The sequence below is a fragment of the Pedobacter ginsenosidimutans genome (assembly GCF_001442625.1).
Taxonomy (GTDB): domain Bacteria; phylum Bacteroidota; class Bacteroidia; order Sphingobacteriales; family Sphingobacteriaceae; genus Pedobacter; species Pedobacter ginsenosidimutans.
The window spans coordinates 213,311-239,855 of record NZ_LMZQ01000003.1 but is presented as its reverse complement, the minus strand read 5'-3'; the positions used below and the strand labels follow the sequence as shown (position 1 = coordinate 239,855).

The 26,545-nt window shown below is 39.8% G+C and carries 21 protein-coding genes and 1 tRNA gene; 19 read left to right on the top strand and 3 right to left on the bottom strand.

Going from position 1 to position 26,545, the window contains the following annotated elements; genetic code table 11:
• The 8 genes from ASU31_RS05005 to ASU31_RS04970 all read left to right on the top strand — a co-directional run bounded on the left by ASU31_RS05005 (position 1) and on the right by ASU31_RS04970 (position 10,211).
• Complete coding sequence (locus tag ASU31_RS05005) at positions 1-570, top strand: helix-turn-helix domain-containing protein (protein ID WP_057931281.1); 570 nt, start codon at positions 1-3, stop codon at positions 568-570.
• A 92-nt stretch (positions 571-662) separates the two neighbouring features.
• Positions 663-1,553, top strand: a complete 891-nt coding sequence (locus ASU31_RS05000) for an alkaline phosphatase family protein (RefSeq protein ID WP_057931280.1) — start codon at positions 663-665, stop codon at positions 1,551-1,553.
• Between the two features lie 156 nt (positions 1,554-1,709).
• Complete coding sequence (locus ASU31_RS04995; protein WP_057931279.1) at positions 1,710-3,029, top strand: DUF5690 family protein; 1,320 nt, start codon at positions 1,710-1,712, stop codon at positions 3,027-3,029.
• Between the two features lie 230 nt (positions 3,030-3,259).
• Positions 3,260-4,420, top strand: coding sequence for a TIGR03364 family FAD-dependent oxidoreductase (locus ASU31_RS04990; protein WP_057931278.1), 1,161 nt, complete (start codon positions 3,260-3,262; stop codon positions 4,418-4,420).
• Between the two features lie 105 nt (positions 4,421-4,525).
• Positions 4,526-7,753, top strand: a complete 3,228-nt coding sequence (locus tag ASU31_RS04985) for a SusC/RagA family TonB-linked outer membrane protein (RefSeq protein WP_057931277.1) — start codon at positions 4,526-4,528, stop codon at positions 7,751-7,753.
• Between the two features lie 10 nt (positions 7,754-7,763).
• Positions 7,764-9,332: a SusD/RagB family nutrient-binding outer membrane lipoprotein gene (locus ASU31_RS04980; protein WP_057931666.1), complete on the top strand. Its 1,569-nt coding sequence runs from the start codon at positions 7,764-7,766 to the stop codon at positions 9,330-9,332.
• A gap of 194 nt (positions 9,333-9,526) precedes the next feature.
• A tRNA-Asn gene (locus ASU31_RS04975) sits at positions 9,527-9,603 on the top strand.
• 176 nt (positions 9,604-9,779) lie between these two features.
• Entirely contained in the window at positions 9,780-10,211 is a 432-nt protein-coding gene (locus ASU31_RS04970; protein WP_057931276.1) for an energy transducer TonB, read from the top strand.
• 200 nt (positions 10,212-10,411) lie between these two features.
• On the opposite strand, the gene ASU31_RS04965 is transcribed toward ASU31_RS04970, so the two are convergent.
• Positions 10,412-10,825 carry a VOC family protein gene (locus tag ASU31_RS04965; protein ID WP_057931275.1) on the bottom strand — a complete coding sequence of 138 codons (414 nt, stop codon included), beginning with the start codon at positions 10,823-10,825 and terminating at the stop codon, positions 10,412-10,414.
• A 176-nt stretch (positions 10,826-11,001) separates the two neighbouring features.
• Here ASU31_RS04965 and ASU31_RS04960 point away from each other — a divergent pair, with 176 nt between their 5' ends.
• The 4 genes from ASU31_RS04960 to ASU31_RS04945 all read left to right on the top strand — a co-directional run bounded on the left by ASU31_RS04960 (position 11,002) and on the right by ASU31_RS04945 (position 15,662).
• Entirely contained in the window at positions 11,002-12,156 is a 1,155-nt protein-coding gene (locus tag ASU31_RS04960; RefSeq protein ID WP_057931274.1) for an aspartyl protease family protein, read from the top strand.
• 565 nt (positions 12,157-12,721) lie between these two features.
• Positions 12,722-14,239 carry an alpha-L-fucosidase gene (locus ASU31_RS04955; RefSeq protein WP_057931273.1) on the top strand — a complete coding sequence of 506 codons (1,518 nt, stop codon included), beginning with the start codon at positions 12,722-12,724 and terminating at the stop codon, positions 14,237-14,239.
• Between the two features lie 26 nt (positions 14,240-14,265).
• Complete coding sequence (locus tag ASU31_RS04950; RefSeq protein ID WP_057931272.1) at positions 14,266-14,610, top strand: L-rhamnose mutarotase; 345 nt, start codon at positions 14,266-14,268, stop codon at positions 14,608-14,610.
• Positions 14,607-15,662 (top strand): aldo/keto reductase, encoded by a 1,056-nt coding sequence (locus ASU31_RS04945; RefSeq protein WP_245224480.1) that lies wholly within the window; start codon positions 14,607-14,609, stop codon positions 15,660-15,662. Before ASU31_RS04950 ends, ASU31_RS04945 begins: the two co-directional genes overlap by 4 nt.
• A 75-nt stretch (positions 15,663-15,737) precedes the next feature.
• On the opposite strand, the gene ASU31_RS04940 is transcribed toward ASU31_RS04945, so the two are convergent.
• Positions 15,738-16,352, bottom strand: coding sequence for a hypothetical protein (locus ASU31_RS04940; protein ID WP_057931271.1), 615 nt, complete (start codon positions 16,350-16,352; stop codon positions 15,738-15,740).
• Positions 16,353-16,561: 209 nt separating this feature from the next.
• On the opposite strand from ASU31_RS04940, the gene ASU31_RS04935 reads away from it, so the two are divergent.
• From ASU31_RS04935 to ASU31_RS04915, 5 genes are all read left to right on the top strand, one after another.
• Positions 16,562-17,380, top strand: a complete 819-nt coding sequence (locus ASU31_RS04935) for an SDR family NAD(P)-dependent oxidoreductase (RefSeq protein ID WP_057931270.1) — start codon at positions 16,562-16,564, stop codon at positions 17,378-17,380.
• 75 nt (positions 17,381-17,455) lie between these two features.
• Positions 17,456-18,346, top strand: a complete 891-nt coding sequence (locus ASU31_RS04930; protein WP_057931269.1) for a helix-turn-helix domain-containing protein — start codon at positions 17,456-17,458, stop codon at positions 18,344-18,346.
• A gap of 450 nt (positions 18,347-18,796) precedes the next feature.
• Positions 18,797-19,858, top strand: a complete 1,062-nt coding sequence (locus tag ASU31_RS04925) for a sensor histidine kinase (protein WP_057931268.1) — start codon at positions 18,797-18,799, stop codon at positions 19,856-19,858.
• Entirely contained in the window at positions 19,855-20,547 is a 693-nt protein-coding gene (locus ASU31_RS04920) for a LytR/AlgR family response regulator transcription factor (RefSeq protein ID WP_057931267.1), read from the top strand. The genes ASU31_RS04925 and ASU31_RS04920 overlap by 4 nt, the downstream gene beginning before the upstream one ends.
• 17 nt (positions 20,548-20,564) lie before the next feature.
• On the top strand, positions 20,565-22,319 hold the full coding sequence (locus ASU31_RS04915; protein ID WP_209434957.1) for a CocE/NonD family hydrolase: 1,755 nt from the start codon (positions 20,565-20,567) through the stop codon (positions 22,317-22,319).
• A 207-nt stretch (positions 22,320-22,526) separates the two neighbouring features.
• Here ASU31_RS04915 and ASU31_RS04910 read toward each other — a convergent pair whose 3' ends face one another.
• A complete protein-coding gene (locus tag ASU31_RS04910; RefSeq protein WP_057931266.1) occupies positions 22,527-23,339 on the bottom strand; it encodes an AraC family transcriptional regulator in 813 nt (270 codons plus the stop codon).
• Positions 23,340-23,432: 93 nt separating this feature from the next.
• Between ASU31_RS04910 and ASU31_RS04905 the strand changes: the two genes are divergently transcribed.
• Positions 23,433-24,491: an SDR family oxidoreductase gene (locus ASU31_RS04905; protein WP_245224478.1), complete on the top strand. Its 1,059-nt coding sequence runs from the start codon at positions 23,433-23,435 to the stop codon at positions 24,489-24,491.
• A 151-nt stretch (positions 24,492-24,642) separates the two neighbouring features.
• On the top strand, positions 24,643-26,178 hold the full coding sequence (locus ASU31_RS04900; protein ID WP_057931264.1) for a SulP family inorganic anion transporter: 1,536 nt from the start codon (positions 24,643-24,645) through the stop codon (positions 26,176-26,178).
• The last annotated feature ends 367 nt before the right edge of the window (positions 26,179-26,545 follow it).

Genomic DNA, 26,545 nt, shown 5'->3' with positions numbered 1-26,545 from the left:
ATGCAAGAAGAAATTCTTTTACAGATTAGCCTTAAAATTAAAGAAAGACGTAAAGAGCTGGGTATTACCGTTCAGGAACTTGCAAATAAAGCAGAGGTAAGTAAAGGGCTGATCTCTCAAATCGAAAATAGCCGTACCATTCCGTCTTTAATGGTATTAATGGATATTATTAAAAGTCTGCAGATAGATCTGAACAGTTTTTTTAAGGATATCAATTTTCATAAAAAAGATGCCCCCGTTCTGGTGAAACGAAAAGATCAGTATCAGAAGTTCGAAAAAGAACAGGCCACAGGTTTTAACTACTCGCGTATTTTAACCAAGAACATTAAATTTTCTACTGCCGATTTTGTGCTGCTCGAGCTCGAGGTGAATGCGCATCGCCCAATGGTGAAAACCGAAGCTTTTGAGTTTAAATACATGATAGAAGGTAAAGTAGAGTACCAGTTTTCGAAAAAGAAAATTATACTCGAAAAAGGAGACTCAATGCTTTTCGATGGAAGGCTTTCACATACCCCGGTTAATGTTGGCGATAGCAAAGCGCTAATGCTGGTAATTTATTTTTTTGAGTAACATTCTGTTAAACAAAGTTTATTAATACTTAACAAATATTTATCTTCATCTTTATAAACCAATCTTAGGTTTGGTAACAGAAAAACATGAATATGAAAAGATTTTTGAAAAGTACTTTAGTGTTACTTTGTTTATGTGTATTTGCACAGGCGCAATCTAAAAAAATTAAACACGTAATTTTAATCGGTTGCGATGGTTTTGGTGGCTACGCTTTGCCAGAGGCGAATATGCCTCATCTTAAGGCATTAATGGCCAACGGCTCGTGGACTACACAGGCACGCTGTGTATTGCCATCTTCCAGTGCTGTAAACTGGGCTTCCCTGTTAATGGGTGCTGGGCCAACTGAACATGGTTATACCGAATGGGACAGTAAAGTGCCCGAAATTCCATCTATCACCAAAACATCTTATGGTTTGTTCCCGGGGATATTTAGTGTAATCAGAGATCAAAAAAAACAGGCTAAAACAGCTATTGTGTATAGCTGGAGCGGTATTGGTTATTTATTTGAGAAACAAGCAGTAAATATCATCGTTAGCGGAAATGACAAAGATGATTTTTGCACTGATACCACTGTTGCGATTATCAAAAAAGAAAAACCTTATTTTACCTTCCTGCATTTAGACGAACCTGATGGTACGGGGCATTCAATCGGTCACCGTACACCTGCTTATTATAAACAACTGGAATTGGTAGATCAGCGGATCGGTAAGATTCTAAAAGCAGTTAACGATGCAGGCATAGCCGATGAAACTGTTATCCTAGTTACTGCCGATCACGGTGGTAAAGGTAAAGGCCATGGTGGTAAATCGCTCGATGAAGTGCAGATCCCGTGGATTATCTCTGGCCCCGGTATTCGTAAAAACCACGAAATAAAAGATGTAATTATTACCTACGATACGGCCGCAACACTGGCCTGGTTAATGAGGTTACAACAACCGCAAAGTTGGAGAGGAAGGCCGGTATTAGAGGCTTTTACGAAATAAAATACAAGCCTTACACAGTAAAAACTTAACAATTTGATAATTTTGAAATTGTTTACTAATAATAAACAATGTTTACTATTGTGTTTTTAAATAAAACACACATGTCAATCAAATTTGTGGTGTTCGGTATGATAAACAACATAAGCAGATATTAGGATGAGTTTACTTCATCTTGCCCGTAAAAAAGCACTTAATTGGCCTTATTGGTTAATTACAATGCTTGGTGGTATAGCAGCATTTGGTTGTTACACCAGTATGTATGCCTTTCGTAAAGCTTTTGCCTCTGCTACTTTTGAACACCAGGAATTTCTGCATATCGATTATAAAGTCTGGTTGGTTATTGCACAAATGGTAGGTTACACTTTAAGTAAGTTTTATGGTATCCGTTTTATTTCCGAATCGGGGAAAAGTAACCGGGCACGGAGCATCATTTTTCTGATTCTTTTTTCCTGGTTTGCCCTGCTCGGATTTGCTTTGGTACCTGCTCCTTACAATATTGTATTTCTTTTCCTCAATGGTTTCCCTTTGGGCATGATCTGGGGTTTGGTATTCAGCTATTTGGAAGGAAGGAAAACAACCGAATTTATGGGTGCATTAATGTCGATCAGTTTAATATTTGCCTCAGGTTTTGTTAAAACTGTAGCCAGAACGCTGATGTCGTTTGCTTCGGTAAGCGATTATTGGATGCCTTTTCTTACCGGATTGGTTTTTCTGCTTCCGCTTTTCCTGTTTGTTTTTTGCCTGGAAGTTATTCCGCCGCCTTCAAAAGAAGATCAGGAGTTACGTACCAAGCGGGTGCCGATGGATGCAAAACAGCGCAGAAAGTTTATCACCACATTTTTGCCGGGTATTATCTTAACCATTATCATTTACGTATTGCTTACCTGTATCCGTGATATGCGCGATAATTTCGAAGTAGAAATCTGGAATGGCTTAGGTATTCATAACAACCATATCTACACGCAGATTGATACCCTGATTTCGGTTGTGGTATTGGTGATGATGGGGCTTTTGATCCTGATTAAAGATAATCTCAAAGCTTTTACTGTGATTCACATCATGATTATTTCGGGCTGTTTGCTAATTGGCGTAAGTACATTCTTTTTTGATAAGCGCTACATTGGACCTGTTAGCTGGATGGCTTTACTGGGTATGGGACTGTATATGGCCTACATTCCCTATAACGCCATTTTCTTTGAACGGATGATTGCCAATTTTCACTATAAAAGCAACATTGGTTTTATTATGTATGTGGCCGATTCAATTGGCTACGTAGGTAGTTTTTCGATACTGCTGTTTCATGAGTTTGGCGAAACGAGTACCAGCTGGATGCACTTTTTTAAACAGTGTTTGTTCGCCATACCATTAATTGGTGGGGTGTGCAGTATACTTTCGTTGATCTATTTTAGAAGAAAAACGTTGGTTACAAATAAAAAGATGCAGGCAATGGGAAAAATGGTTTTAACAGGGGAATAAAGAGATAAGGGTAAAAAAGTTAGGTTGGGTCATAATGAGTAGCTTCGTCATTGCGAGGCACGAAGCAATCTTACAACGATCGCTACTAGCGCTCGGTTTAAGATTGCTTCGTCGGCTGAAAAAGCCTTCTCGCAATGACGACTTGGTTTGCAGATGAATAGAATAATAATATTAAATAACATTGGTGTCTGGATAAATTAAAAACGTTTGGCATCAACAAAAAATAAACAATGAATAAACATTTCGATCTTATTGTAATTGGTGGAGGGATTTTAGGAACATTCCATGCTTATCATGCTTTACTTTCGGGCAAATCGGTACTGCAGCTCGAAAAAGACAATTTTCCGGTAGGCGCTACTGTGCGCAATTTTGGTCAGGTGGTACCCTCGGGTATGGAAGCCGAATGGTTTGGATATGGGGTGGCTGGTTTAGATATTTACAAATCCATTCAGCAGGAGTTCGATATTTCCGTGCAGCAAAATGGCAGTGTGTACATCGCATCAGATAATGATGAGCAGGCCTTAATTCATGAGCTGAAAGCACATTACGATACCATCGGTTACGAAACCGAATTGCTTAGTCATGAGACGGTTTTAAAGAAATATCCTGTTATTAAATCTTCTTATGCCAAAGAAGCCATCTTTTTCCCTCAGGAAATTAGTGTAGCACCAGATCAAATGATCCACCGCCTGCACGAATATATGCAGACTAAGTTTGCACAATATACCCTTAAATACAACAGTCCGGTTACCGCCTGCGAAAGCAAAGGTACTGGTGTTAAAGTAGGTTTAAAAAATAATACCACGCTTTTTACGGCAGAGAAAGCCATTATCTGTAACGGTTATGAGTTTAAATTGCTTTATCCCGAACTGTTTAGCGAAAGCGGCATTGTGGTAAGTAAGCTGCAGATGATGCGCAGTATACCTATGCCAGAAGTAGCTTTAACAGGTAATATTTTAACAGGACTAACCACCAGGCGTTACGAGAGTTTTGAGCATTATTGCCCTTCTTTCAAAAGCATTAAAACGCCTGAGCATTATGAAGAGCTAAAAAAATGGGGTATCCATATCCTGTTCAAAAAAGCCGCAGATAATACGATCATTATTGGCGATTCGCATGTGTATGCCGATGTAAACCATTTCGACGATCTTGGTTTCGATTTAAGTCACCACATTAATGAACTCATGCTCGAAGAAGCAGCCCGGATAGTTGATTTCGATGTGCGAAAACTGCAAAGTACCTGGGCCGGATTTTATCCGCAGCACGCAACAAAACATATTGTAACTTACGATCTCGACGATCGCATCCACATCCGTACGGCTATTGGCGGTAAAGGAATGACTGCCAGTGCAGGTTATGCCGCAGAGAGCATTAAGAAAATATTTAGTTAACAAATACTAAACAGAAATAGGCGTTTTTGTTAACTAAAAGTTGGCATTAGGCTAACATGTACATCTTATCATTGCATCTATAAAACCTAAAAAAATTATAGATAAATGAAACATCTCTACAAGATGAAGATGTGCATGGTAGCTTTGCTGTTACTGTGCCTCACGCCTTATTTTACTTGGGCACAAACAAAAATAGCTGGTCTGGTTAAAGATGATGCGCAACAGCCGATCCCAGGCGTTAGCGTAATGGTAAAAGGGACCAAAAAAGCTACCTCTACCGATTTATCGGGTCGCTTTACCCTCGACGCCAAAACAGGCGAAACACTTGTTTTTAGTTCGATCGGATTTCTGTCGCAAGAAGTTCAGGTTACGGGCGCAAACCTGACCGTAACTTTAAAAACAGACTCGAAAAATTTAAACGAGGTAGTGGTTACCGCCCTCGGTATCCGTAAAGAAAAAAGAAACCTGGGTTATGCCATTCAGGAAGTAAAAGGTGCCGATCTGGTAAAAGCCAGAGAAGCTAATCCGGTAAACGGATTGGTGGGTAAGGTTGCCGGTTTAACTGTTGGTGTATCTTCAGAGCTTTTGGGCCGTTCGTCGCTTTACCTTCGCGGTAACGATGTTAATTTGGTAGTGGTTGATGGGGTGCCGATCAATTCAGATACCTGGAACATCAATCCCGACGATATCGATACTTATACCGTGCTTAAAGGCCCCGCAGCAGCGGCACTTTATGGTTATCAGGCTTATAATGGTGCATTATTGATCACCACTAAAAAAGGTAAACTGAGCGACAAAGGTTTTACTGTAGAACTAAATTCGAGCACGCAGTTTAATAAAGGATTTATCGCTTTGCCGAAAAGTCAGGACGAGTACGGGCCAGGTGAGCACAGTGCTTATGCTTTTGGTGATGGAAAAGGTGGTGGTTTAAATGATGGTGATTATGATATCTGGGGACCAAAATTCGACGGTCAATTGATTCCTCAATATGATAGTCCGATTGTGAACGGCGTGCGCCAGGGTACGCCATGGGTAGCCCGTGGAAAGGACAACTTAAAACGTTTTATCCAAACCGGATTACTTTCGGCAAACAACATTGCCTTATCTTCTGCAACAGACAAGTATAATTTAAGGGTTTCTATATCCAATAATTATCAAAAAGGAATTATACCGAACACACAATTAAATATCAACAATTTTAATGTAAGTGGTTCGTATAACATCAGTCCGAAATTAAGAGCTGAAGCCTACATCAATTATAGTCGCCAGTTTTCTGATAATATACCTGATGTGAACTATGGCCCGAACAGCGTAATTTATAACATGACGCTTTGGGGCGGTGCCGATTGGAATATCGACGACATGAAAAACTACTGGCAGCCGGGTAAAGAAGGAATCCAGTCTATTTACGCCGAATACCAGCGTTACCACAATCCTTATTTTTTATCTTATGAGTGGTTGCGCGGACATAAAAAGAACGATATTAACGGTTATGCCTCTTTAAACTACAATGTAACCAAAGGATTGGATGTATTGTTAAAAACGCAGATTTCGACCTACGACCAGTTAAGGACCGAGAAAATGCCGTTTTCTGCTCACCCATACGGACGTGAAGAAGGTTTGGGCGATTATAGGGAAGACCGCCGTAGCATGTTCGAAAACAATACCCAGTTGATATTAAAATTTAACAAAAACGTTGGCGATTTATTCGAAATCAGTGCTTTTGGTGGAGGTAACGCCCGTAACTTCAGTTACAATTCGAGCTTTACCACAACCGATTATTTAAACGTTCCGGAAGTGTATAACTTCTCTAACTCTAAAAACCCTGTAAAGGCATTCAACTTTAATTCTAAAATGTTGGTGTTAAGTGCTTTTTACTCAGTTGATTTAAGCTTTAAAAAGTATTTAAACATCAATACTACTGGTCGTGTAGATAAAAACTCTGCGCTTTCGCCGCGTAATAATTCAGCGTTCTATCCTTCGGTTTCGTTAAGTTCGGTAGTTTCCGATTATGTAAAAATGCCTGCTTTTATTTCATTTGCAAAAGTAAGGGCATCGTATGCAAACGTTAAAGACCCAGGTTTGGGCACACAGGAATTTATCGGTGCAACACCACTGCAAACTTATCCAATTGGTTATGGTGCAGAATATACTTCGTCATACGGTGGTCCTGGTTACGGTCTTTCTTCGCCATACAGCATCAGGCCAACCTACAATAACCAAACAGGTGCCTATTATACCAACAACCTTATCGATCTGAACGCGGTAAAAGCACAGAGCAGAACCAATTACGAAGGTGGTATCGATCTGAAGTTCCTTAAAAACAGGTTAGGTTTCGAAGCTACTTATTTCAGGTATATTGATGGGCCGAAAATTATCAGACAAAATATCTCAGCAGCAACAGGTTACCAAACTAATACCATCAACGGCCGTAAAACACAGAATAGTGGTGTGGAGTTAAGCTTATCGGGCGCACCAATCGTGACCGACAAATTTGGCTGGGATGTTATGATCAACTGGTCTACCTACAAACAGATTTACAAAGAACTTGCTCCGGGCGAAACATCGGTTGATCAATTCTTTAAAACCGGCGACCGTATTGATAATATTTATGGTTCTGTATTAGCTAAAACCCCAGGTGGACAGGTGATCCATACTTCAAGTGGTACACCGATTTCTTTACCAGTTAGCCAGCTGCTAGGCCATGCCGATCCAAACTGGGTATGGAGTATTGGCAATAAATTCAGGTATGAGAATTTCTCTTTCAGCTTCCAGTTAGATGGCAAAGTGGGTGGAGTAATGCAAGATTATGTGAGGTTAAAATCGTTCCAGGGCGGTCGTCAGATCGAAACCATTCAGGGTAAAATGGGCGAAGCCAGATACCAGGATTACCTGCGTGTAAACGATCCAACTTATAAAGGTACATGGGTAGGCGATGGCGTGGTGATTGCCAATGGCGGTAAACTTAACTTCGATCCTGTTACTGGTGTAATTACCAATTATGGCGACCTAACTTTTGCACCAAACACAACTCCGCAATTGTTGCAGGATTATCTGGGCGTTTTTTATGGCGCCAAAGAGAACACCATGATGAGCCGCACCTATGCCAAATTGCGTGAAGTAACTTTTGGCTACCAATTGCCTAAAAAATTACTGGAGCGCACTTTTATCAAATCGGCCAATATTTCGGTAGTAGGACGTAACCTGTTGTACTTTATCAATTCTACCTATAACGATGTTGATGTAGATCAGTATTCGGGCAGGGAAGGTACTTCTACGCTGCAAACACCAACTACCAGAAGTGTAGGCTTTAACCTTAATGTTACTTTTTAATCGCTATAACATGAAATCAATATATAAAATCCTATTCCTCTTCATCATCGTTGCTGTTTGTGGCGGATGTAAGAAAGAATTTGAAGAAAATTTTAAAAATCCAAACCAGGCCGAAACCGTTCCGCCAAACTTATTATTGAACGGTATTTTGTTCGATATGTACGAAGCACCTTTTTCGGGCTCAGAAAGGTGGAACCAGTACACTGCGGCCAATTATTTCTATTACGCAACCAATAACTACGATTGGACAGGTGCTTCGTTAGATTACACGACTTTAAAAAATGTGGTAAAAATGGAAGAGGAAGCCAACCGTTTAGGCGGTGCGGTAGCTAAGCCTTACCTGGCACTGGCTAAATTCTTTAAAGCGTATTATTTTGTGAAAATGAGTTTGAAAGTGGGCGATTTACCAATGACTGACGCCTTAAAAGGTTTCGCCAACTTAACCCCGAAGTACGATAACCAAAAAGATATTTTTAAACAATCGTTAACCTGGTTAGAAGAATCGAACAACGATTTATCGGCTTTAATTGTTGCAGGCAACAAGGAATTAAAAGGCGATATCTACCTTAAAAATGACCTGGCAGCCTGGCAAAAGGTGGTAAATACCTTTAGATTACGGACTTTGATCAATTTGAGCACAAAAGCGGATGATGCCGACTTGCAGGTAAAACAACAATTTGCTGCGGTATTGGGCAACCCAACAAAATATCCGGTTATGGAGAGTATGGCCGATAACCTGCAGTTTGTGTACAACGAGAGTTTTAACAAGTATCCGAATAATAAAGATAATTTTGGTAATGATGCCCTGCGTTATAACATGGCGGGTACGTATTTAAATACGCTTTCGAGCCTTAAAGATCCTCGGGCTTACATGGTAGCTGAGCCGGCAAGGGGAATAGCAGAAGCCAATGGTTACGCCATTACCGATTACCGCAATTTTATTGGCGCACCTACAGGTGAAGATCAAGGGGTGATGTTGGATAAGGTGCAGAAGGGGCTGTATTCGCTGATTGGCCGTTATCGCTATTATAGTGGTTATACAGCAGAAAATACTTTTATCATTGCTTATCCTGAGCTTTGTTTTATCAAAGCAGAGGGCATTAACCGCGGTTGGGCTACTGGCGATGCCGAAAGCTGGTATAAAAAAGGGATTCAGGCTTCTATTAGTTTCTATGGTATTAAAGATGGTGTTAATGTGGTCACCTTCTTAAAAAAGGACGGGAAGCTGGGCGAATTTGAAAACTTTAATGTTAATTTCTCTTTCGAAAGCGATTATTACTCGCAGGCTGCGGTTAAATATGCCGGTAATACAGCCGATGGTTTAAAGCAGATCCTGACGCAGAAATACCTGGCTTATTTCCGTAATTCGGGTTTCGAAGCTTACTATCAGTACCGCCGAACAGGTGTGCCAACTTTCGATATCGGTCCGGGCGTAGGCAATAGTAACAGGATTCCTAAGCGTTTTCAGTACCCTAATATTGAAAGAACAACCAATGGCGAAAACCTAAAACAGGCTTTACTTCGCCAATATAACGGAATTGATGATATTAATCTGGCGCCGTGGATTGTTAAACCATAATTGTTAATGGTCTGATATTCAGTTTGAAATTTGCAAAACGATCCTCTGCCGTAAAGGGAGGATCGTTTTCTTAAATAATAATTAAATTAATTTTTGCATAAATAGTTTAAAAGCGCTAATATTGCACTCCCAAAACGAACAAGGGTATTAACTGCAAAGTACAAATAAGCCTCGTTTTAGGGAATGACCAGTACTCCTTCTTAGCTCAGCTGGTTAGAGCATCTGACTGTTAATCAGAGGGTCGCTGGTTCGAGCCCAGCAGAGGGAGCCAAAACCCGCAACGAAAGTTGTGGGTTTTTTGCGTTTGGGGCTGAGCGAGAAGTTTATCCTGATTTCACATGGAGGAGCCCAAAGAATTCATATTTTGTGCAAAAATTATTAAGTATATTCCCTATTAATTAGCTTGTAAATAACTTTTAAGACTTGGTTGATTTAAAAAATAATATTATGAAATATTTAATTCTGATTTTATGTTTTTTAAGCTTGCACGTGAAGAAAGATAAAAATGCCGCAACTTTTTTTCAGTGTCAAAGCTATTATGATCAGTCTCTAAAACGTAATGTGTTTACAAGTGTTGATGAAATGCCCCTTTGTCCAGGGGGTATACGTAAGCTTTCCTCATTTTTTGATAAGGTTAAATATGAGGAAAGTTATAACCACAGCGGTTGGCAACATAAAGTAGACCTTACATTCATAATCGATGAAAAAGGTTGCGTAATAAATGCGGGCATAGATAAGAAGAAAATAGAAGAATATTCGAAGTTAGATTTGGAGTACATTCGCGCAGCGCGAAAAATGCCTAAATGGAAACCAGCCAAGTGTAATGGGAAAGTAGTACCCTTTAAATTCAGCACTACTTTTAGGATAACTCCACAATAGGACAGATTATTCATAATGATTAATTTAAAGACGGTATGAAAAAGAATTATTCGCCCTGATTATGAACTATATTCCCATATTTTTTCATAAAAGCAAGAACAGATCAATATCAGGTTAACCACATTTCAAATAAACTCTAGCAAATAAAGGGCAAACACGAAAAATCCGTCGCTTGCCCTTTTTATTAACGTTAAATATAATTATCCCTGGTGCTCCGGCATGCCATTCGGATCCATCCATACATATTCCCAATGGTGGCCATCGAGATCGTCGAAACTATGTTGGTACATAAAGCCATAATCGGTAGCCGGATTCGGTATTGTGGCACCGGCAGCTACAGCTTTATCTACCATTTCGTTAACGGCATCTTTACTATCGGCCGATAAGGCAATGGAGGTTTCTATTGCCTTGTGGGCATCGATGATTTCTTTTTGGGTAAAAGTCTGGAAAAAAGGTTTGGTAAGCAGCATTACATAAATGGTATCGCTGATGATCATGCAGGTTGCTTTCTCGTCGGTAAATTGCGGGTTAAAAGTATAACCGAGCTTGGTGAAAAACTCCACCGACTTATTAAGGTCGTTAACAGCCAGGTTCACAAAAATTTGAGTTGCCATATTGTTTTCTAATTTAGTTTACTCAAAGGTATAGCAAAGCTATTTAGGTATTAATGTGCAAAAACGACAAGTTAAGGGGTTAAACGCGACTTATGTGAATTCTTTTTATCTTTAGTTCCGGTTTCCGATGGTCACTACTAAATACAAGCCTTAAACCACCAAATCTATTATCGCTTATGAAACGAATATTACTCATTGTAACAGTCTTGCTTCCCTTTTCTGTTTTAGCTCAAAAGAACTTACCAATTGTTAAGGCCGGAGTTGGTCAGGCAAAATTCTATGAAGCGTACAAGGCATCATCGAACTGGTACATTAATCCCAAGATAAAATTAGATGTATTTACAACTGGTAAAATAACCAAATCAATAAACATAAAATTCAAAACGGATATAGATTCTATTGTGTTTAGAATAGGGCCTGGGGAGCAAAAAGAATTTATTGTTTTGTTAAACGGCAAAGATTCCTGCCGCACCAAGATTGTGTGTCCTATGCTAAAAAACTTCAGCAAAATATCGCCCGAAGTGCACGATTCAATTCCTTTTTTTGTGAATAAATACAATACGAACTTTTTACCGGTGGTTTTCAACAAAACTGATTCGCTTTTATTGAACTTCGATTCAGGCGCTACCGAAGTAGATCTTACTACCGCTGCACTTAAGCAAAAAGTTAAATCTAAGCCCAAGCTTTATAACACGGATTATGATATCAAAATTGGGAGTCAGACCTATAAAAGCAAAATTTATGATATCGAATTGGCGGGCAATGAAACCGATGGACTGCTGGGATGGGACATATTCGACGGCATGATTGTAGCGTTGGATTATGATCAGAATAAAATGATGGTGCATTCTACCATGCCCAAGCAGATTTTACAGGATAAACAATACACCAGGTTTAAGATTACTTATATCAAAAACAAACCCTTTATAGAAAGTGAAATTTCGCAAAGCGGAACCAAAAATAAAAGCCTGTTTTTCTTCGATTTAGGTTATCAGCGTACCGCTATGCTTGATAACGATTTGCTGCGGGAAATGCACTTTCCAACCGGGAAGATGGAAGTGATCAAAAAGGTAATTATGCATGGTACAAGAGGTAATGAAGTCCCGGTAACCACAGTAAAACTGCAAAGTTTGAAGATTGGCAATTTTGAATTGAAGAATGTTCCAGCTCAGGTTATGGAGCAAAATAAACCCATGCCAGGGGCTAACGTTCATTATCTGGGAACCGATATTCTGAAAAGGTTCAATACAGTTTTTGATTTTCAAAATGATGTGATCTATTTAAAGCCAAACCATCTCTATAATGTTGCTTATGCAGACCAAAAGATTTAATATCTCCATTTTAACCACAGAGATCACGGAGTGAAGTCATCAAGAACACAGCGCTAGGTCGTCCTCGCCTGGAGTGCAATCCCGAATTTTCGGGAGAGAGATCTTTAAAGTGTGGCTTTTACGTCAATCATCTCTTGCATTATCCATTTTTAACCGCAAAGATCACAAAGTGAAGGCGCAAAGAACGCAGCATTTGATCGTCATCCCGACTGAAGTGCAATCCCGAATTTTCGGGAGTGAGATCTATCCTTTTATGCCCATCTTCATTTTAATCACCCATCCTTTACCTACACTATCCAGTTGGTTTTTTAGTATGTGGCGATAGCGATGAGATTCTTAAGTGATTTGAAATTAAGAAAAAGAATCAAGATCGATTTGGGTTGCCGTTTCAGCATAAATCAATCGGCTGGGCTGAGATCATAATCTACGTTAGAGCGGAAAAAATGTTCTATAATGCTTTTTTGATCATAGCTTAAATGTCGGATTTTTACAACAAATAGTCTATTTATTTCAAGAATTGAGCGTATGAGTTACCTATTTTTGATTAAAACCAAATATAAGGAAGATGAAAAAAATAGTATTAGTTGGCCTTATGGCGTGTTCCCTGGGTTTAAACCTCAAGGCACAACAAAAAACAGATAATGTAGGGCATGGGATTTTTAAACCTACCGATGAATCCTTAAAGCAGTATAAATATCCAGACTGGTTCAGAGATGCCAAGTTTGGAATCTGGTCGCATTGGGGCCCTCAGGCAGTTCCCAGACAGGGTGATTGGTATGCGAAGAACATGTATGTTCAGGGCAGTGCGCAGAATAAGTACCACGTGGCAACTTATGGTACACCATCTAAATTTGGATACAAAGATATTATCGCTTTATGGAAAGCAGAGAAATGGAACCCTGAGCAGTTGATGGCCTTATATAAAAAGGCCGGTGCCAAATATTTTGTAACCATGGGCTCGCATCATGATAATTTCTTTCTATGGAACTCCAAAATCCATAAATGGAATTCGGTAAATATGGGGCCACAAAAAGATGTAGTGGGTTTATGGCAAAAAGCGGCTAAAAAAGAAGGACTCCGTTTTGGCGTTTCCGAGCATCTTGCGGCCAGTTTTAACTGGTTTCAGCCAAGTCATGGCGCAGACAAAACTGGGCAATTTGCAGGCATTGCCTATGATGGGCGCGATCCGAAATATGCTGATCTTTATCATCTGCCTGCTGATTCGGCCGATATGAAAGAGTGGCTGACCAATAATCCGGGTTGGCATAAACAATGGTTGGAAAATGTTACCGAACTAGTCGACAATTATCATCCTGACCTGCTTTATTCGGATAGTAAACTTCCTTTTGAAGATATAGGGCGTACAATGGTTGCGCACTATTACAATGAGGATATGGCCAAAAATAAAGGCAAACTTGAGGCAGTATATACACCAAAAGAGCCATCTGAAGGTAAATGGGCACAAGATGTAGAACGCGGAGTATTAGATTCGATCAGCCCATTTCCGTGGCAAACCGATACTTCGATAGGAGATTGGTATTACAGAACCGGGCAGAAATACAAAAGTGCAAATGAAATTGCCCAGCTTTTGATCGATATTGTAAGTAAAAACGGAAATCTTTTGATCAATGTTGTACAGACTCCAGAGGGAGACCTGGAGCCGGATGTTGTTAAAATTGTTACAGAAATTGGCGACTGGACCAAATTGAATGGAGAAGGTATTTATGCATCGCGGCCATGGAAAGTATATGGAGAAGGGCCTTCTACCATAAAATCAAACCAGAAAAAGGGCCACTTTGGTGGCTTAACCGATTCGGGTGAATATCAATCTACCGATATTAGGTATACCACAAAAGAGGGCAATCTTTTTGCTTTCTGTTTGAATGTGCCAAATGAAAGCATCAGGATGACCTTGCTCGGGCGCAAATCGAAATACCTGGAGAAGCCCATTGCTTCGGTTACGATGCTGGGCGGTAAAAGTAAATTAAAGTGGGTGCAGGAAGATGATGCACTTGTAATTACCAAACCCGCAGATTATCCGGCCTGGTTGGTAACTGGTTTCAAAATAGAATTCAAAAAATAGGAAGAACTGCTCGCATTTTAAAGTAAATGAAAAGATATTGCCTTGCGCTGGATCTCGTTGATGATCCCAAACTCATTGCGGAGTATGAAGCTTATCACCTTAGTGGTTGGCCTGAAATTAAGCGGAGTATTATCCAATCGGGGGTTTTGGAAATGGAAATCTACCGCATTTCGAACCGTTTGTTCATGATCATGGAAACTGAAGATGATTTCAGTTTTGAAAAAAAAGCAGCTATGGATGTTGCTAACCCTAAGGTGAAAGAGTGGGAAGAACTGATGTGGAAATATCAGCAGGCATTACCCCTGGCAAAGCCTGGAGAAAAGTGGCAGCTGATGAAAAATATATTTAAGTTAAACGAAAGTGGGATATGAAAAAACCGAACGGGCACATGCACACTGAACAGATAGACCTCCAGCTCCCCGCTGTTGTTTTTGGAACAAGTAGTTTGGGCAATCTTTATCAGGCCATTGATTATTCTGTAAAGTTGGCTATTGTAGAGGCTTGTGTAAAATCGGCCAAGCCAGTTGCATTCTTTGATACCGCTGGTAAATATGGGGCTGGCCTCGCGCTTGAATCGTTAGGGAAATGCCTTGCTGATTTAAATGTTGATAAAGAAAATGTGGTGATCAGTAATAAGCTTGGCTGGTATAGAACAGAACTTTTGTCTCCTGAGCCAACATTTGAACCTGGTATTTGGAAAAATATCGGATATGATGCCGTACAGATGATCAGTTATGAGGGGATAATGAAATGTTTTGAACAGGGTAATCATTTGTTGGGTGATTATCATGCCCAAATGGTTTCTGTACATGATCCGGACGAATATCTGTTGGCAGCTGATAACAGATCGGATTACGAGGAAAGGTATCAGCACATTATCGAAGCCTATAGAGCATTGGGCGAGCTAAAGTCAGCGGGTTTGGTATCTTCTATTGGGGTAGGGGCAAAAGACTGGAAAGTAATCGAGCTGATCACAAAAGATGTGGCGCTGGACTGGGTAATGATTGCCAACAGTTTAACCTTAAAATCACATCCTAAATCGTTGGTGGCTTTTGTAAAACAACTAAATCAAAAGAACATACAGGTAATTAATTCGGCTGTGTTTAACGGAGGGTTTTTAACAGGGGGCGATTTTTTCAATTATCAGCAGGTTGATCCTGATACGGTATCGGGAAAAGCATTACTCGATTGGAGGAACGAATTTTTTAAAGTTTGTGATGAGTTTAATGTGCTACCGGCTGAAGCCTGTTTTAATTTCTCTTTGCAGTTTCCTGGGGTGAAAAGCATTGCCTTGAATACCACAAGACCTGAGAAAGTTTCCACCAACGTTGCTCTAGCTGAAAAAGAGCTGCCCTTAGCCTTTTGGACTGAAATGCAGCACCGTGGATTAATCGAAACGGAATCATTTAATTACAGTATCTAGGTAATATAAATCTTAGGTTTTACTTAAAACCAAAAAGGAGAATGGTTTTCGAACATTCTCCTTTTGTATTTTCTGTTAATCAATGAATTGAATCTGTTGTACCAGATATGCCTTTCCAAACTTCTGCGGATCGTGTACCACTGTCGCTTTAATAGCCTTCCATTTTGGTCGTTGTCCTTTTTGCCAGTTTGCACGGATTTCCTGCACATTTAGCCATATTTCTTCAAGTTCGTTTTGAACCGTGCTATTTGCATAAGTGAGTTGTAGCTTATCAGGAATCATATAATAATCGTTTCCTGTTTTGCTTAGCCGGATACTTGGTCCACCAACAACGTAGTCGGTAATGAGTTGTACTGTGAAAGACTCGCTTCCTTTATACTGCTCTTTGCTAATTATCTTTTCGAAAATAAAATAGTATTCAGGCCCGTCTTGAAGTGGCTCTTTATCGCGGTTGAATCTGGCTTTAACACGGTAAGAATAACCAGGTTCTCTTTGATCAAAACCCCATAGCGAAGCACCAGCATCTACATTGCCTGGCAACTTTAAAAGCACATCATTATCTGCGGCATAACGAGGGCTTACCAGCAGTTCAACTTCCTGTCCGTTTTTTAAGTTCAGCGGACCATATCTTTCTGATTTTTTACAAGAAACAAGTGCAAAGGCTACAAAAAGAAAAAGTATGTTTTTCATAGGTGAGGGGTTTTTAGATTAATAGTTCCTAATAAAACGTAAAAACATCCATAAGCGCTACAACAGATTGATAATCTTTCGGGTTATTGTTAAATATTCAAACTGATAATTTAGCTAAACCTTAAAATGTGCTAATAGTCCCGTGTTTTGTATAAATCGCTTTTAGCACGCTACAATACCTTTGTTATCAATATTTAACAAAGAAAAAAATGTCGAAAATAATTTTAATTACTGGTGCCTCACGTGGCTTTGGTAAAATCTGGGCAAAAGCCCTTTTAGAACGTGGCGATAAAGTAGCTGCAACTGCAAGAAATACAGCAGATTTAAATGATTTGGTAGAAGCTTATGGCGATGCTGTGTTTCCGCTTCAATTGGATGTAAACGATAGAGATGCCTGTTTTTCCGTAGTTGAAAAAGTTAAGCAGCACTTTGGCCGCATTGATGTATTGATTAATAATGCGGGATTTGGTTTGTTTGGTGCGATAGAAGAAACTACCGAGCAACAGGCACGTGCACAAATGGAAACCAATTTTTTTGGACTGCTATGGGTAACACAAGCAATTGTTCCGGTAATGCGCGAACAACAAGCCGGGCACATTATCCAGGTATCGAGCTTCCTGGGTTTGGTAAGTTTACCCGTGCTGGGTTTGTATAATGCCTCGAAATATGCGGTTAACGGCCTAAGTGAAACGCTAGCACAGGAAGTAAAAGGTTTTGGCATTAATGTAAGTTTAATCGAACCAAATGGTTTTTCTACCGATTGGTCGGGTGCTTCAGCTATCCAAACAGCGCCGCTAGAAGCATATGCTCCAGTTAAAAAAGCATTTTTTGATGCTTCAACACCCGATAGTTGGGGCAAACCAGAAGCAACGGTACCCGCTGTATTGGCATTGATCGATAGTCCTAAACCTCCTTTACACTTTTTGTTGGGTAAAGTGGCTCTCCCAGGTGTTAAACAGGTTTATGCAGAACGTTTGGCCGAATTTGATGAATGGGCTAAAGTAGCGGTCAATGCACACGGTCATTAATAAATCATTTAAAACCTTTAACTACAGGCTGTACAGGGTAATTGTGTAGCTTGTGGTTAATTACCGTTCAAAGGGATGAAACACTATAAGAATTTGGCCGAATTACATAGAGAAAATGCATTTCCGCCACCGGAGAATCCATTGTTTAGCATTTACAAATGTGACCACATGTGTACCATGGGCGACCGCGAATTTACAAGCGATTTTTATATGATCGGTTTTAAAAAGATTATTGCCGGACACATCCTTTATGGACGAACAAAATACGACCACGAGAGTGGCTCTATGATGTTCTTTAAACCCAATCAGGTAATCGAAATGAAAAACCTGGAGCTGGATGAAGATGGCTTTTTGATTTTTATCCACGAAGATTTTTTGAATGGACATATGTTGCATGATACCATCAAAAAATACCACTACTTCGATTACGAAACCAATGAAGCGCTACATCTTTCGCCCAGTGAAGAAAGCACGGTATGGGAGCTGTATCATAAAATTGAAACCGAATACCGAAACAACCAGGATGAATATAGTCGCGAATTGATTTTGGCCAATGTAGATACTTTGCTTAAATACAGTCAACGTTTTTACAAAAGGCAATTTCTTAACCGCACAGTAATTTCAGGCAAAACAGTAACCAGGTTTAATGAAGAAATAAATAAATATGTTGCTAATGGATTATTGGCTAGTAAAGGTTTGCCATCAGTGCATGATATGGCAGCACGGTTAAACATTTCGGCAGGTTATTTAACAGATGTTTTAAAACAGGAAAGCGGAAAAACAGCATTAGAACATATCCATATTTACCTGATATCTGAAGCAAAAAACCGTTTAATCGGTGAAGATAGGTCGGTTTCGGAGATTGCTTATGCATTGGGATTTGAGAACCTTTCTTATTTCTCGCGTTTATTTAAAAAAGAGGTTGGTATTAGTCCGAATACATTTAAAAAGCAGTTGCTTAATTAACGTTTTAACCGCAAAGGACGCTAAGAGGGGGCGCAGAGATCACAAAGTTAGGCGTATTGTTGGTCAGGATTTCCAATCCAGACCCAAGTCCTACGGATTTGCAATGCGTTTTAATTATTTATTTGTCCCGCCGATTTCGCTAATCAGCGCAGAATTTTCGATCTCTTAACCACCAAGGCACGAAGCGCACAAAGGAATGTTTTTCTTTCGCGCAATAGACTTCGGACGTCGGACTCCCAAGTTCTGACTAATCGATCATCCATCCTTTAACCACCAATACACGAAGAGCACAAGGTATATTTATTTCTCTCGCGCGATAGACTTCAAACTTCGGACCTCAGACTCCGGACTCCTGACTAGAAACCACTCATCCCCCAAAACCCTACGCTCCTGTACTTTATCTTTTTTCTTAAAATTAGTTTTCGTTGCTTTGTTTGGAACAGAAAAATTTTGGAAAAGAAACCTTATATATCGCTTTATTGGAAATGTCAGCTAATTGGTTGGTCTGTGGCTGCTTTGTATTGGACATTTCAAGGTTGGTCTGCAGCTGGTAGTTTCAGAATCGATATGGCTGTTGTACAGTTTGTTTCGGATGTGGTGATGTATATTTTGATTACCCATTTGTATCGTAATTTTGCAAATAAAAACCACTGGCAAGACCTGGCGCTTCAGAAACTGATCTGGCGGATGTTGATTGTTATTCCAGTAATGGGTATTTTTTATACCATAGTTACCATTAGTAAATTGTACCTGGTGAGATTACTGTTTCTAAGCCATCCGCCACAGTCGTTTGCTGATTTTTTTAGTTTAAATGCAGCCGGTATTTTTGTTGCGGGTATCCGCTTAATGGCCATATGGCTTTTAGCCTACCACCTTTACCACTACGCAAAAAGAGAAATGCGGTTATCGATAGAAAATGCCAGATTGGAGCTTAGCTTTAAACAATCGCAGCTGGATAATCTTTCTGCTCAGTTAAATCCTCATTTTTTGTTCAATGCACTCAATAACATAAAATCTTTGGTATATACCCGGCCTAATGATGCAGGTAGGGCAATCGACCTGCTAAGCGAACTGTTGCGCAGTGGATTGTATAAAGGCAGTGCCATGCTCATTAGGTTAAATGAAGAAATAGACCTGGTGAGAGATTACCTGGAGCTAGAGGGTTTGAGGATGGAAGAAAGATTACAATACGATTTGGATATCGATATTTCGCTCTCTGGGCTGATGGTGCCACGCCTGTGCATTCAAACATTGGTAGAAAATGCGGTAAAACATGGAGTTGCATTAGAAAAACAGGGTGGAAAGATTGAAGTAATAATTAACGAGCAGAATGGATTGGTAAGCATCTGTGTTTTAAACCCTGGCAAGTTGGAACAGGATAAAAAGGTGGCGGGTATAGGGCTTCGGAACCTGAAAGAACGGCTCGATCTCAGTTACCAGCATCATGCATCCTTCAGCCTGTATAAAGTGGAGCAAAAGGTTTGTGCCGAAATTAAAATCCCAATCAGATGAGAAATATTAGGACACTGATTATTGACGATGAACGTGGAGCAAGGCAGGAACTGGCCAGGATGTTAAAAAGCTATCCACAAGTTACGATATTAGGTGAGGCTGCCAATGCTGATGAAGCCGAACAGCTTATCGGACTTTTAAAACCCGACCTGATTTTTTTGGATATACAGATGCCTGGCCGTTCGGGTTTCGACCTGTTGGAGAATTTGGTACATGTGCCACAGGTGATTTTTGTAACCGCTTTCGACAGCTATGCGGTGCAGGCTTTTGAAGTAAGCGCCATGGATTACCTGATGAAGCCGGTACGGGAAGAACGCTTTAAAAATGCAATGGATAAAGCCATAGAAAAGATTGGTACGAATGATGGCGCGGCTGTTTTTGTAAAGGACAGGAGCAAACACCACCTCATTAAATGGAAAGATGTACACCTGATCGAGTCTGTAGAGAATTACGCACGGCTCTTTTTCGGGCAAGAGCAGGTGTTGCTCAAAACGTCGTTAAACAAACTCGAAGAAAACCCCGATTGTGAAAGATTTTTTAGGGCCAGCAGAAGTATATTATTTAATCTCGACTACATCAGTTCGGTAAAAAAAGATGATGAAGGGATGTTTGTAGAACTTAAAACGGGAAATTTAATCAGAATATCAGAACGGCAGGCTGTTAAATTAAGGAGCCTCATTAAAACATAAATTATAATTTTTTGATCATGAAAATAAACTTAGTAAAACTGGGTATGGCTGTGCTATGCCTCGTAATGGGCATGAAAACCTTTGCACAGCAAAAGTTAACCTTACCCGATACCACTAATTATATCATCAACGATAGCGTGATGATTAAAACAAAATACGGCATTACTTTATCTGCTGTAGTGGTGAGGAAAAAAGGTGTGCAGCAGAAATTGCCTGCCGCATTGTTTTATTTTATCTACTCCAATACCGATAAAAGTCTGATAGAAGCCAAATACGCTGCTGATCATGGCTACGTAGGCATTGTGGCCGATGTCAGGGGAAAGCGGCTCAGTCCCGATCGGCCCGAACCTTATGAGCATGAAGCACAGGATGTAAATGCGGTTATCGATTGGATCGTTAGCCAGCCATGGAGTAATGGTAGCGTGGGCATGTATGGAGGGAGTTATTCTGGTTTTGCGCAATGGGCAGCGGCCAAATACCTGCATCCGGCGCTTAAAACCATTGTACCCTATGTAGCTGCAATTCCAGGGCTTGGCTTACCCATGGAAAATAATGTTTTTTTAGCAGCCAATTATCAATGGGCATTTTACATCACCAACAACAAATACACCGATGATGCTGTGAATAACGATAATGCCCGTTGGCGCAGGATGCGGAATAACTGGTGGGAAAGTGGGGCCGCTTACAATAAGATCGACAGCATTGATGGCACACCAAATCCATTGTTGCAGAAGTGGCTTAGTCACCCCGATTACGATGCCTACTGGCAGTCGATGGTGCCCTACAGTAACGATTTTAAACACATCAATATTCCAGTGCTCAGCATTACCGGCTATTACGATGATGGGCAGGTTTCGGCATTGGAATACCTCCGCGAACATTACAAGTATAATCCATCAGCCGAACATTATTTAATTATAGGCCCTTATGATCATTTTGGATCGCAGATAGGTGGAGTAGCCAGGCTGAGAGATTATCAGGTAGACTCAATAGCACTGATCAATACCCGCGAAATCACTTTCCAATGGCTCGATTATATTCTTAAAGGCGGAAAGAAACCTGCATTGTTAAAAGATAAGATCAATTATGAGGTAATGGGCGCAAATAAATGGAAACATGCTGTTTCATTGGCAAAAATGGAGGATTACCATATCCGCTTTTATTTGGACAGCACTGCAAACGGAATGCGGCTGTCGGAGCAAAAGCCAGCTAAAGAAGTTTTTATGCATCAGCAGGTTGATCTGGCAGACAGAACCACATTCTACAATGATTATTACCCTGATCCGATCATCAAAAAAGAAATCGACAGATCCAATGGACTGTTTTTTATCACGAAGCCATTTAATCAAGCCATTTCAGTAGCAGGTGCGCTAGAGGGACAGCTTAAAGCCATCATAAACAAAAAGGATATGGATATAGGCCTGGTCTTGTATGAAGTTACCACATCGGGTGAATATTTTCAGCTTTCTTATTATTTAGGAAGAGCAAGCTATGCACACGACATGAGCAAAAGGAAATTACTTAAGCCTGGCAAATTAGAAACCATACCTTTTTATAGGTCGAGGGTATTCAGTAGGCAGCTTAAAAAAGGTAGCAGGTTACTTTTAGTGCTCAATATTGATAAAAATCCTTTTGCGCAGATCAATTATGGAACGGGTAAGGATGTGAGTAAAGAAACTGTAAAAGATGCAGGGGGTCCGCTTAAGATTAAATGGTCGACAGAGAGTTTTATCGAATTAGGTTTTTCGGAAGATGTTAAAATTTTGTTTTAAATAAAATTACCGCTCATTGGAGGCTGTATCATATTTGTAATTCCATTCGAATTTGTCACGTTGTCCACAGGAGTCCTTTGGACAGGATGACAATTCTATATTTATGATACAGTCCCCTAAGTACTTGGGATTTGCAATCCATTTATAAATATTTATTTGTACCGCAGATTTCACTAATCAGCGCAGAATCGAGTCCATTATCCATTTTTACATTTTTCGTCTTTTGGATTTAGCACTTTCCTGCATTACCTTACTCACGTGGCTTTCATCAACAAGGCCGAATTCTACGGCAATTTGTTTCAATCCAAATCTTCCACTTTCTATTCGCTGTTGAATTAAATGCTGACGATAATTGTGGATATACTGGCGTAAGGTTATGCCTGTATTTCTTTTAAAATAGGGGCCTATATAGTCTTCTGAAAGATTAAAATGTGTTGCCATTACATTCGCCTTTAAATTTTTAGGCTGGTAAATATATTTGTGCAGGTAACAGAAAATGGCTTGAATGTCTTTTGATCGTTGTGCACTGCTTTTAATTTCGGGCATATTGCGTTGCATAATAGTGGAAAGCACTAAGATCTGCGTCCAGATTACAGCTTCATTTTGCAACATGTTTATATTGAGCGATAAGATAAGTGCAATGATGTTTTCAACAATCAACTGATCGTTTGCCATAAAGTTAAAACCTAGAAAATGTGTTTCACGGCTTTTGATCAGGTATTCCAGGTATTGCAAGCCCCTTGGGTTAACCTCTTTTTGATGGATGTATATATCAGTAAACTTGATGTAAATGAAATGTGTTTTTTCATCAATTTCGAAACGATGATCATCATCCGGACCAATTAAGAAGAGATTCCCTCTTTCGTAAACAATTGGGATTTCGTTAATGATATGATGGCCAGACCCATTTTTAATGTATATCAGTTCGTAATGATTGTGCCGGTGTACAGGGTGTTGCCATTTGCTTACTTCAAATTCTGAAATAACAATTGGTTGAAATTGGACGTATCGCTTAATCATAGATTTATACAAATCTATCATACTATTTTACAAAAACATATCTCTGGTTTGTCAGGATCTTTACTTTACATGAATCAATTTAAATCAAAAGAGATGAATAACAGTAAAACAGCATTGGTTGTGGGTGCAAATGGTGTAATTGGCAGTAAATTAATCAGCCATTTAGAAAATCTTGGCGATTGGGATATTATCGGTTTATCGCGTCGGGGTGGGCTCGATACAGGTAAAACCAGGTACATTTCTGTAAACCTGCTCGACCCAGAAGACAGTAAGAAACAATTGAGTCCTTTAACTATGGTAACACATATTTTTTATGCCGCGTATCAAGATAAACCTACATGGGCGGAGCTTGTTGCACCTAATTTGGCGATGCTTGTAAACGTGGTTAATGCCATTGAAGGTATTGCAAAAGACTTACAGCACATCAGTTTAATGCAAGGTTATAAAGTATACGGGGCGCACTACGGTCCTTTTAAAACACCAGCAAAAGAAAGCGACGGTGGACATATGCCTCCAGAATTTAATGTAGATCAGCAACAGTTTCTCGAGGCACAGCAAAAAGGTAAAAAATGGAATTGGTCTGCGCTTCGGCCATCTGTAGTTGCGGGTACTGCATTGGGCAATCCGATGAATTTGGTTTCTGTAATTGCAGTTTATGCATCCATATCGAAAGAACTGGGTTTGCCTTTGCGTTTTCCGGGCAAATTAGGGGCTTATGATAAGCTTTTAGATATTACTGATGCTGGATTATTGGCAAAGGCAACAGTATGGGCGGCTACCAGCCCGGCATGTGCCAATCAAGCTTTTAATATAACCAATGGTGATTTGGTCCGCTGGAATGATCTTTGGCCTAAAATTGCAGCTTATTTTAAAATGGATGCTGCACCTCCACTTCAAATGCCTTTGCAAACTGTAATGGCCGATAAATCGGCTTTGTGGACACAGATGCAAGAAAAACATAACCTAGCCAAACACAGTTATGAAGAAGTATCTTCATGGGCCTTTGGCGACTTTGTTTTTTCCTGGGATTACGATTTCTTCTCGGATGGTACCAAAGCAAGGCGATTGGGCTTCCATGAGTATGTCGATACTGAAAAAATGTTTTTTGATCTGTTTGACGAACTTAAACGCAAAAAAGTTATCCCGAATTAGTTTTCAGATCTGGAATTATTATTAATCAGGATTTGTAACCCATTTATAAATATTATTTGCCTGCTCATGCTGACTTATTCAGCCTCCATTTTTATTATAGAATTAATGTTCCAATAAAATTGGATATTTGCAGCTGCTAATAATTTAACTGATGAAGCCCTACCTGCAACTTTTCGATTTTTCTAAGAAAATAAATTATAAAACTGAAATTCTTGCGGGTTTAACGGTGGCCATGACGATGATCCCCGAATCGTTATCATTTGCTATTCTTGCAGGTTTCCCTCCTTTAACAGGTTTATACGCTGCTTTTATTATGGGGCTGGTTACAGCTATTTTAGGTGGCAGGCCAGGTTTGGTTTCTGGTGGGGCAGGCGCAACAGTGATTGTGCTCATCGCCTTAATGAAAACCCAGGGTATAGAATATGTTTTTGCGGCAGTGGCTTTAGCAGGTTTAATCCAGATTATAGTGGGGTTGTTTAGGCTTGGGAAGTTTGTCAGGCTGGTTCCGCAGCCCGTAATGTTCGGCTTTGTTAACGGTTTGGCAGTTATTATTTTCATGTCGCAGCTGGAACAGTTCAAAACCCTTGTTAATGGCAGAGTAGAATGGTTGAGCGGCACTCCTTTATATATCATGTTGGCTTTGGTATTACTCACCGTTGCAATAGTGATCATTCTCCCTAAAATAACCAAAGCCATCCCATCCTCACTGGTGGCTATTATTGTGGTTTTTCTTATCGTTTTATGTTTTGGAATTGATACTAAACTGGTTAAGGATATTGCTTCCGTAAATGGAGGTTTTCCTCCATTTCATATTCCTAAGGTACCGTTGAATCTGGATATGCTGAAGATCATTTTTCCCTATTCGCTCATTATGGCAGGTGTGGGCTTAACAGAGGGCCTGCTTACCTTGAATCTGGTTGATGAAATTACAGAAACCAAAGGGGATAGGAACAGGGAGAGTATTGCTCAAGGAATTGCCAATATTGCAAATGGCTTTTTTACGGGTATGGGTGGCTGCCCAATGATTGCCCAAACACTGGTTAACCTTTCTGCTGGTGCCAGGGCAAGATTATCGGGCATTATTGCTGCCTTAACTATATTGGTTATTATTTTGGTAGGCGCTCCTGTAATCGATCGTGTACCCATGGCGGCTTTGGTTGGTGTAATGATGATGGTAGCCATTGGCACCTTTGAATGGATGAGCTTTAAAGTGATTAATAAAATGCCTTCACAGGATATTATCATTGGGATTCTGGTGGCTGTAATTACAGTTTGGCTGCATAACCTGGCACTTGCGGTATTAATAGGTGTAATTATTTCGGCACTTGTTTTCGCCTGGGAAAGTTCTAAACGGATACGTGCCAGTAAACATATCGATGCCAGTGGCGTAAAGACTTACGAAGTATTCGGTCCCTTGTTTTTTGGATCGATTGCTAATTTTAATGAACTGTTTGACGTGGCTAGTGATCCTCAGCATATCATCATTGATTTTAAGCATAGCCGTGTTTTTGATATGTCGGGCATTGATGCGCTGAATAAACTAACCGAACGTTACCGTTCGGCTGATAAAAAACTCCAATTAAAGCACCTGAGCAACGACTGTAAGCGCTTGCTGAAAAATGCAGATCAGATTATAACAGTAAATATTATAGAAGATCCTACCTATCGGGTTGCCACCGAAAAATAAATTGATTTTAACTTTCTGTTTTATGGTGTAGAATACTATTGTACTGAAGCTAATCTTATAGGATATAATACGGTAATGGCTATCCTCATCGCTAAACTATTATTGTCGGTTTAATTCTCCACTGCACTATCCATATTTCATGTTTTTACTAAAACGTTTAAGTAATTTAAGAAAATAGCAACATAAAATTGTTCGATTTATTGTTATTGCAGGCTAAAAATATCCTTATAGGCTGTTTTATAGGATGTTAATTTTTTAAGATATTCTGATAATATTTACTTTTTTACCTGTCTGGTTGACAATTATTTTAATAGAATTAAATATTATTGTGATGTTTTATAAAAATTTCATAAAAATGACAATTTGT

Coding starts and splice junctions, on each gene's coding strand:
- ASU31_RS04995 (WP_057931279.1), top strand. CDS start 1,710: ATGAGTTTACTTCATCTTGCCCGTAAAAAAGCACTTAATTGGCCTTAT.
- ASU31_RS04910 (WP_057931266.1), bottom strand. CDS start 23,339: ATGATTAAGCGATACGTCCAATTTCAACCAATTGTTATTTCAGAATTT.
- ASU31_RS04985 (WP_057931277.1), top strand. CDS start 4,526: ATGAAACATCTCTACAAGATGAAGATGTGCATGGTAGCTTTGCTGTTA.
- ASU31_RS04990 (WP_057931278.1), top strand. CDS start 3,260: ATGAATAAACATTTCGATCTTATTGTAATTGGTGGAGGGATTTTAGGA.
- ASU31_RS04915 (WP_209434957.1), top strand. CDS start 20,565: ATGAAAATAAACTTAGTAAAACTGGGTATGGCTGTGCTATGCCTCGTA.
- ASU31_RS04980 (WP_057931666.1), top strand. CDS start 7,764: ATGAAATCAATATATAAAATCCTATTCCTCTTCATCATCGTTGCTGTT.
- ASU31_RS04900 (WP_057931264.1), top strand. CDS start 24,643: ATGAAGCCCTACCTGCAACTTTTCGATTTTTCTAAGAAAATAAATTAT.
- ASU31_RS04905 (WP_245224478.1), top strand. CDS start 23,433: ATGAATAACAGTAAAACAGCATTGGTTGTGGGTGCAAATGGTGTAATT.
- ASU31_RS04970 (WP_057931276.1), top strand. CDS start 9,780: ATGAAATATTTAATTCTGATTTTATGTTTTTTAAGCTTGCACGTGAAG.
- ASU31_RS04920 (WP_057931267.1), top strand. CDS start 19,855: ATGAGAAATATTAGGACACTGATTATTGACGATGAACGTGGAGCAAGG.
- ASU31_RS04935 (WP_057931270.1), top strand. CDS start 16,562: ATGTCGAAAATAATTTTAATTACTGGTGCCTCACGTGGCTTTGGTAAA.
- ASU31_RS04945 (WP_245224480.1), top strand. CDS start 14,607: ATGAAAAAACCGAACGGGCACATGCACACTGAACAGATAGACCTCCAG.
- ASU31_RS04950 (WP_057931272.1), top strand. CDS start 14,266: ATGAAAAGATATTGCCTTGCGCTGGATCTCGTTGATGATCCCAAACTC.
- ASU31_RS04960 (WP_057931274.1), top strand. CDS start 11,002: ATGAAACGAATATTACTCATTGTAACAGTCTTGCTTCCCTTTTCTGTT.
- ASU31_RS04940 (WP_057931271.1), bottom strand. CDS start 16,352: ATGAAAAACATACTTTTTCTTTTTGTAGCCTTTGCACTTGTTTCTTGT.
- ASU31_RS04965 (WP_057931275.1), bottom strand. CDS start 10,825: ATGGCAACTCAAATTTTTGTGAACCTGGCTGTTAACGACCTTAATAAG.
- ASU31_RS04955 (WP_057931273.1), top strand. CDS start 12,722: ATGAAAAAAATAGTATTAGTTGGCCTTATGGCGTGTTCCCTGGGTTTA.
- ASU31_RS05005 (WP_057931281.1), top strand. CDS start 1: ATGCAAGAAGAAATTCTTTTACAGATTAGCCTTAAAATTAAAGAAAGA.
- ASU31_RS04930 (WP_057931269.1), top strand. CDS start 17,456: ATGAAACACTATAAGAATTTGGCCGAATTACATAGAGAAAATGCATTT.
- ASU31_RS05000 (WP_057931280.1), top strand. CDS start 663: ATGAAAAGATTTTTGAAAAGTACTTTAGTGTTACTTTGTTTATGTGTA.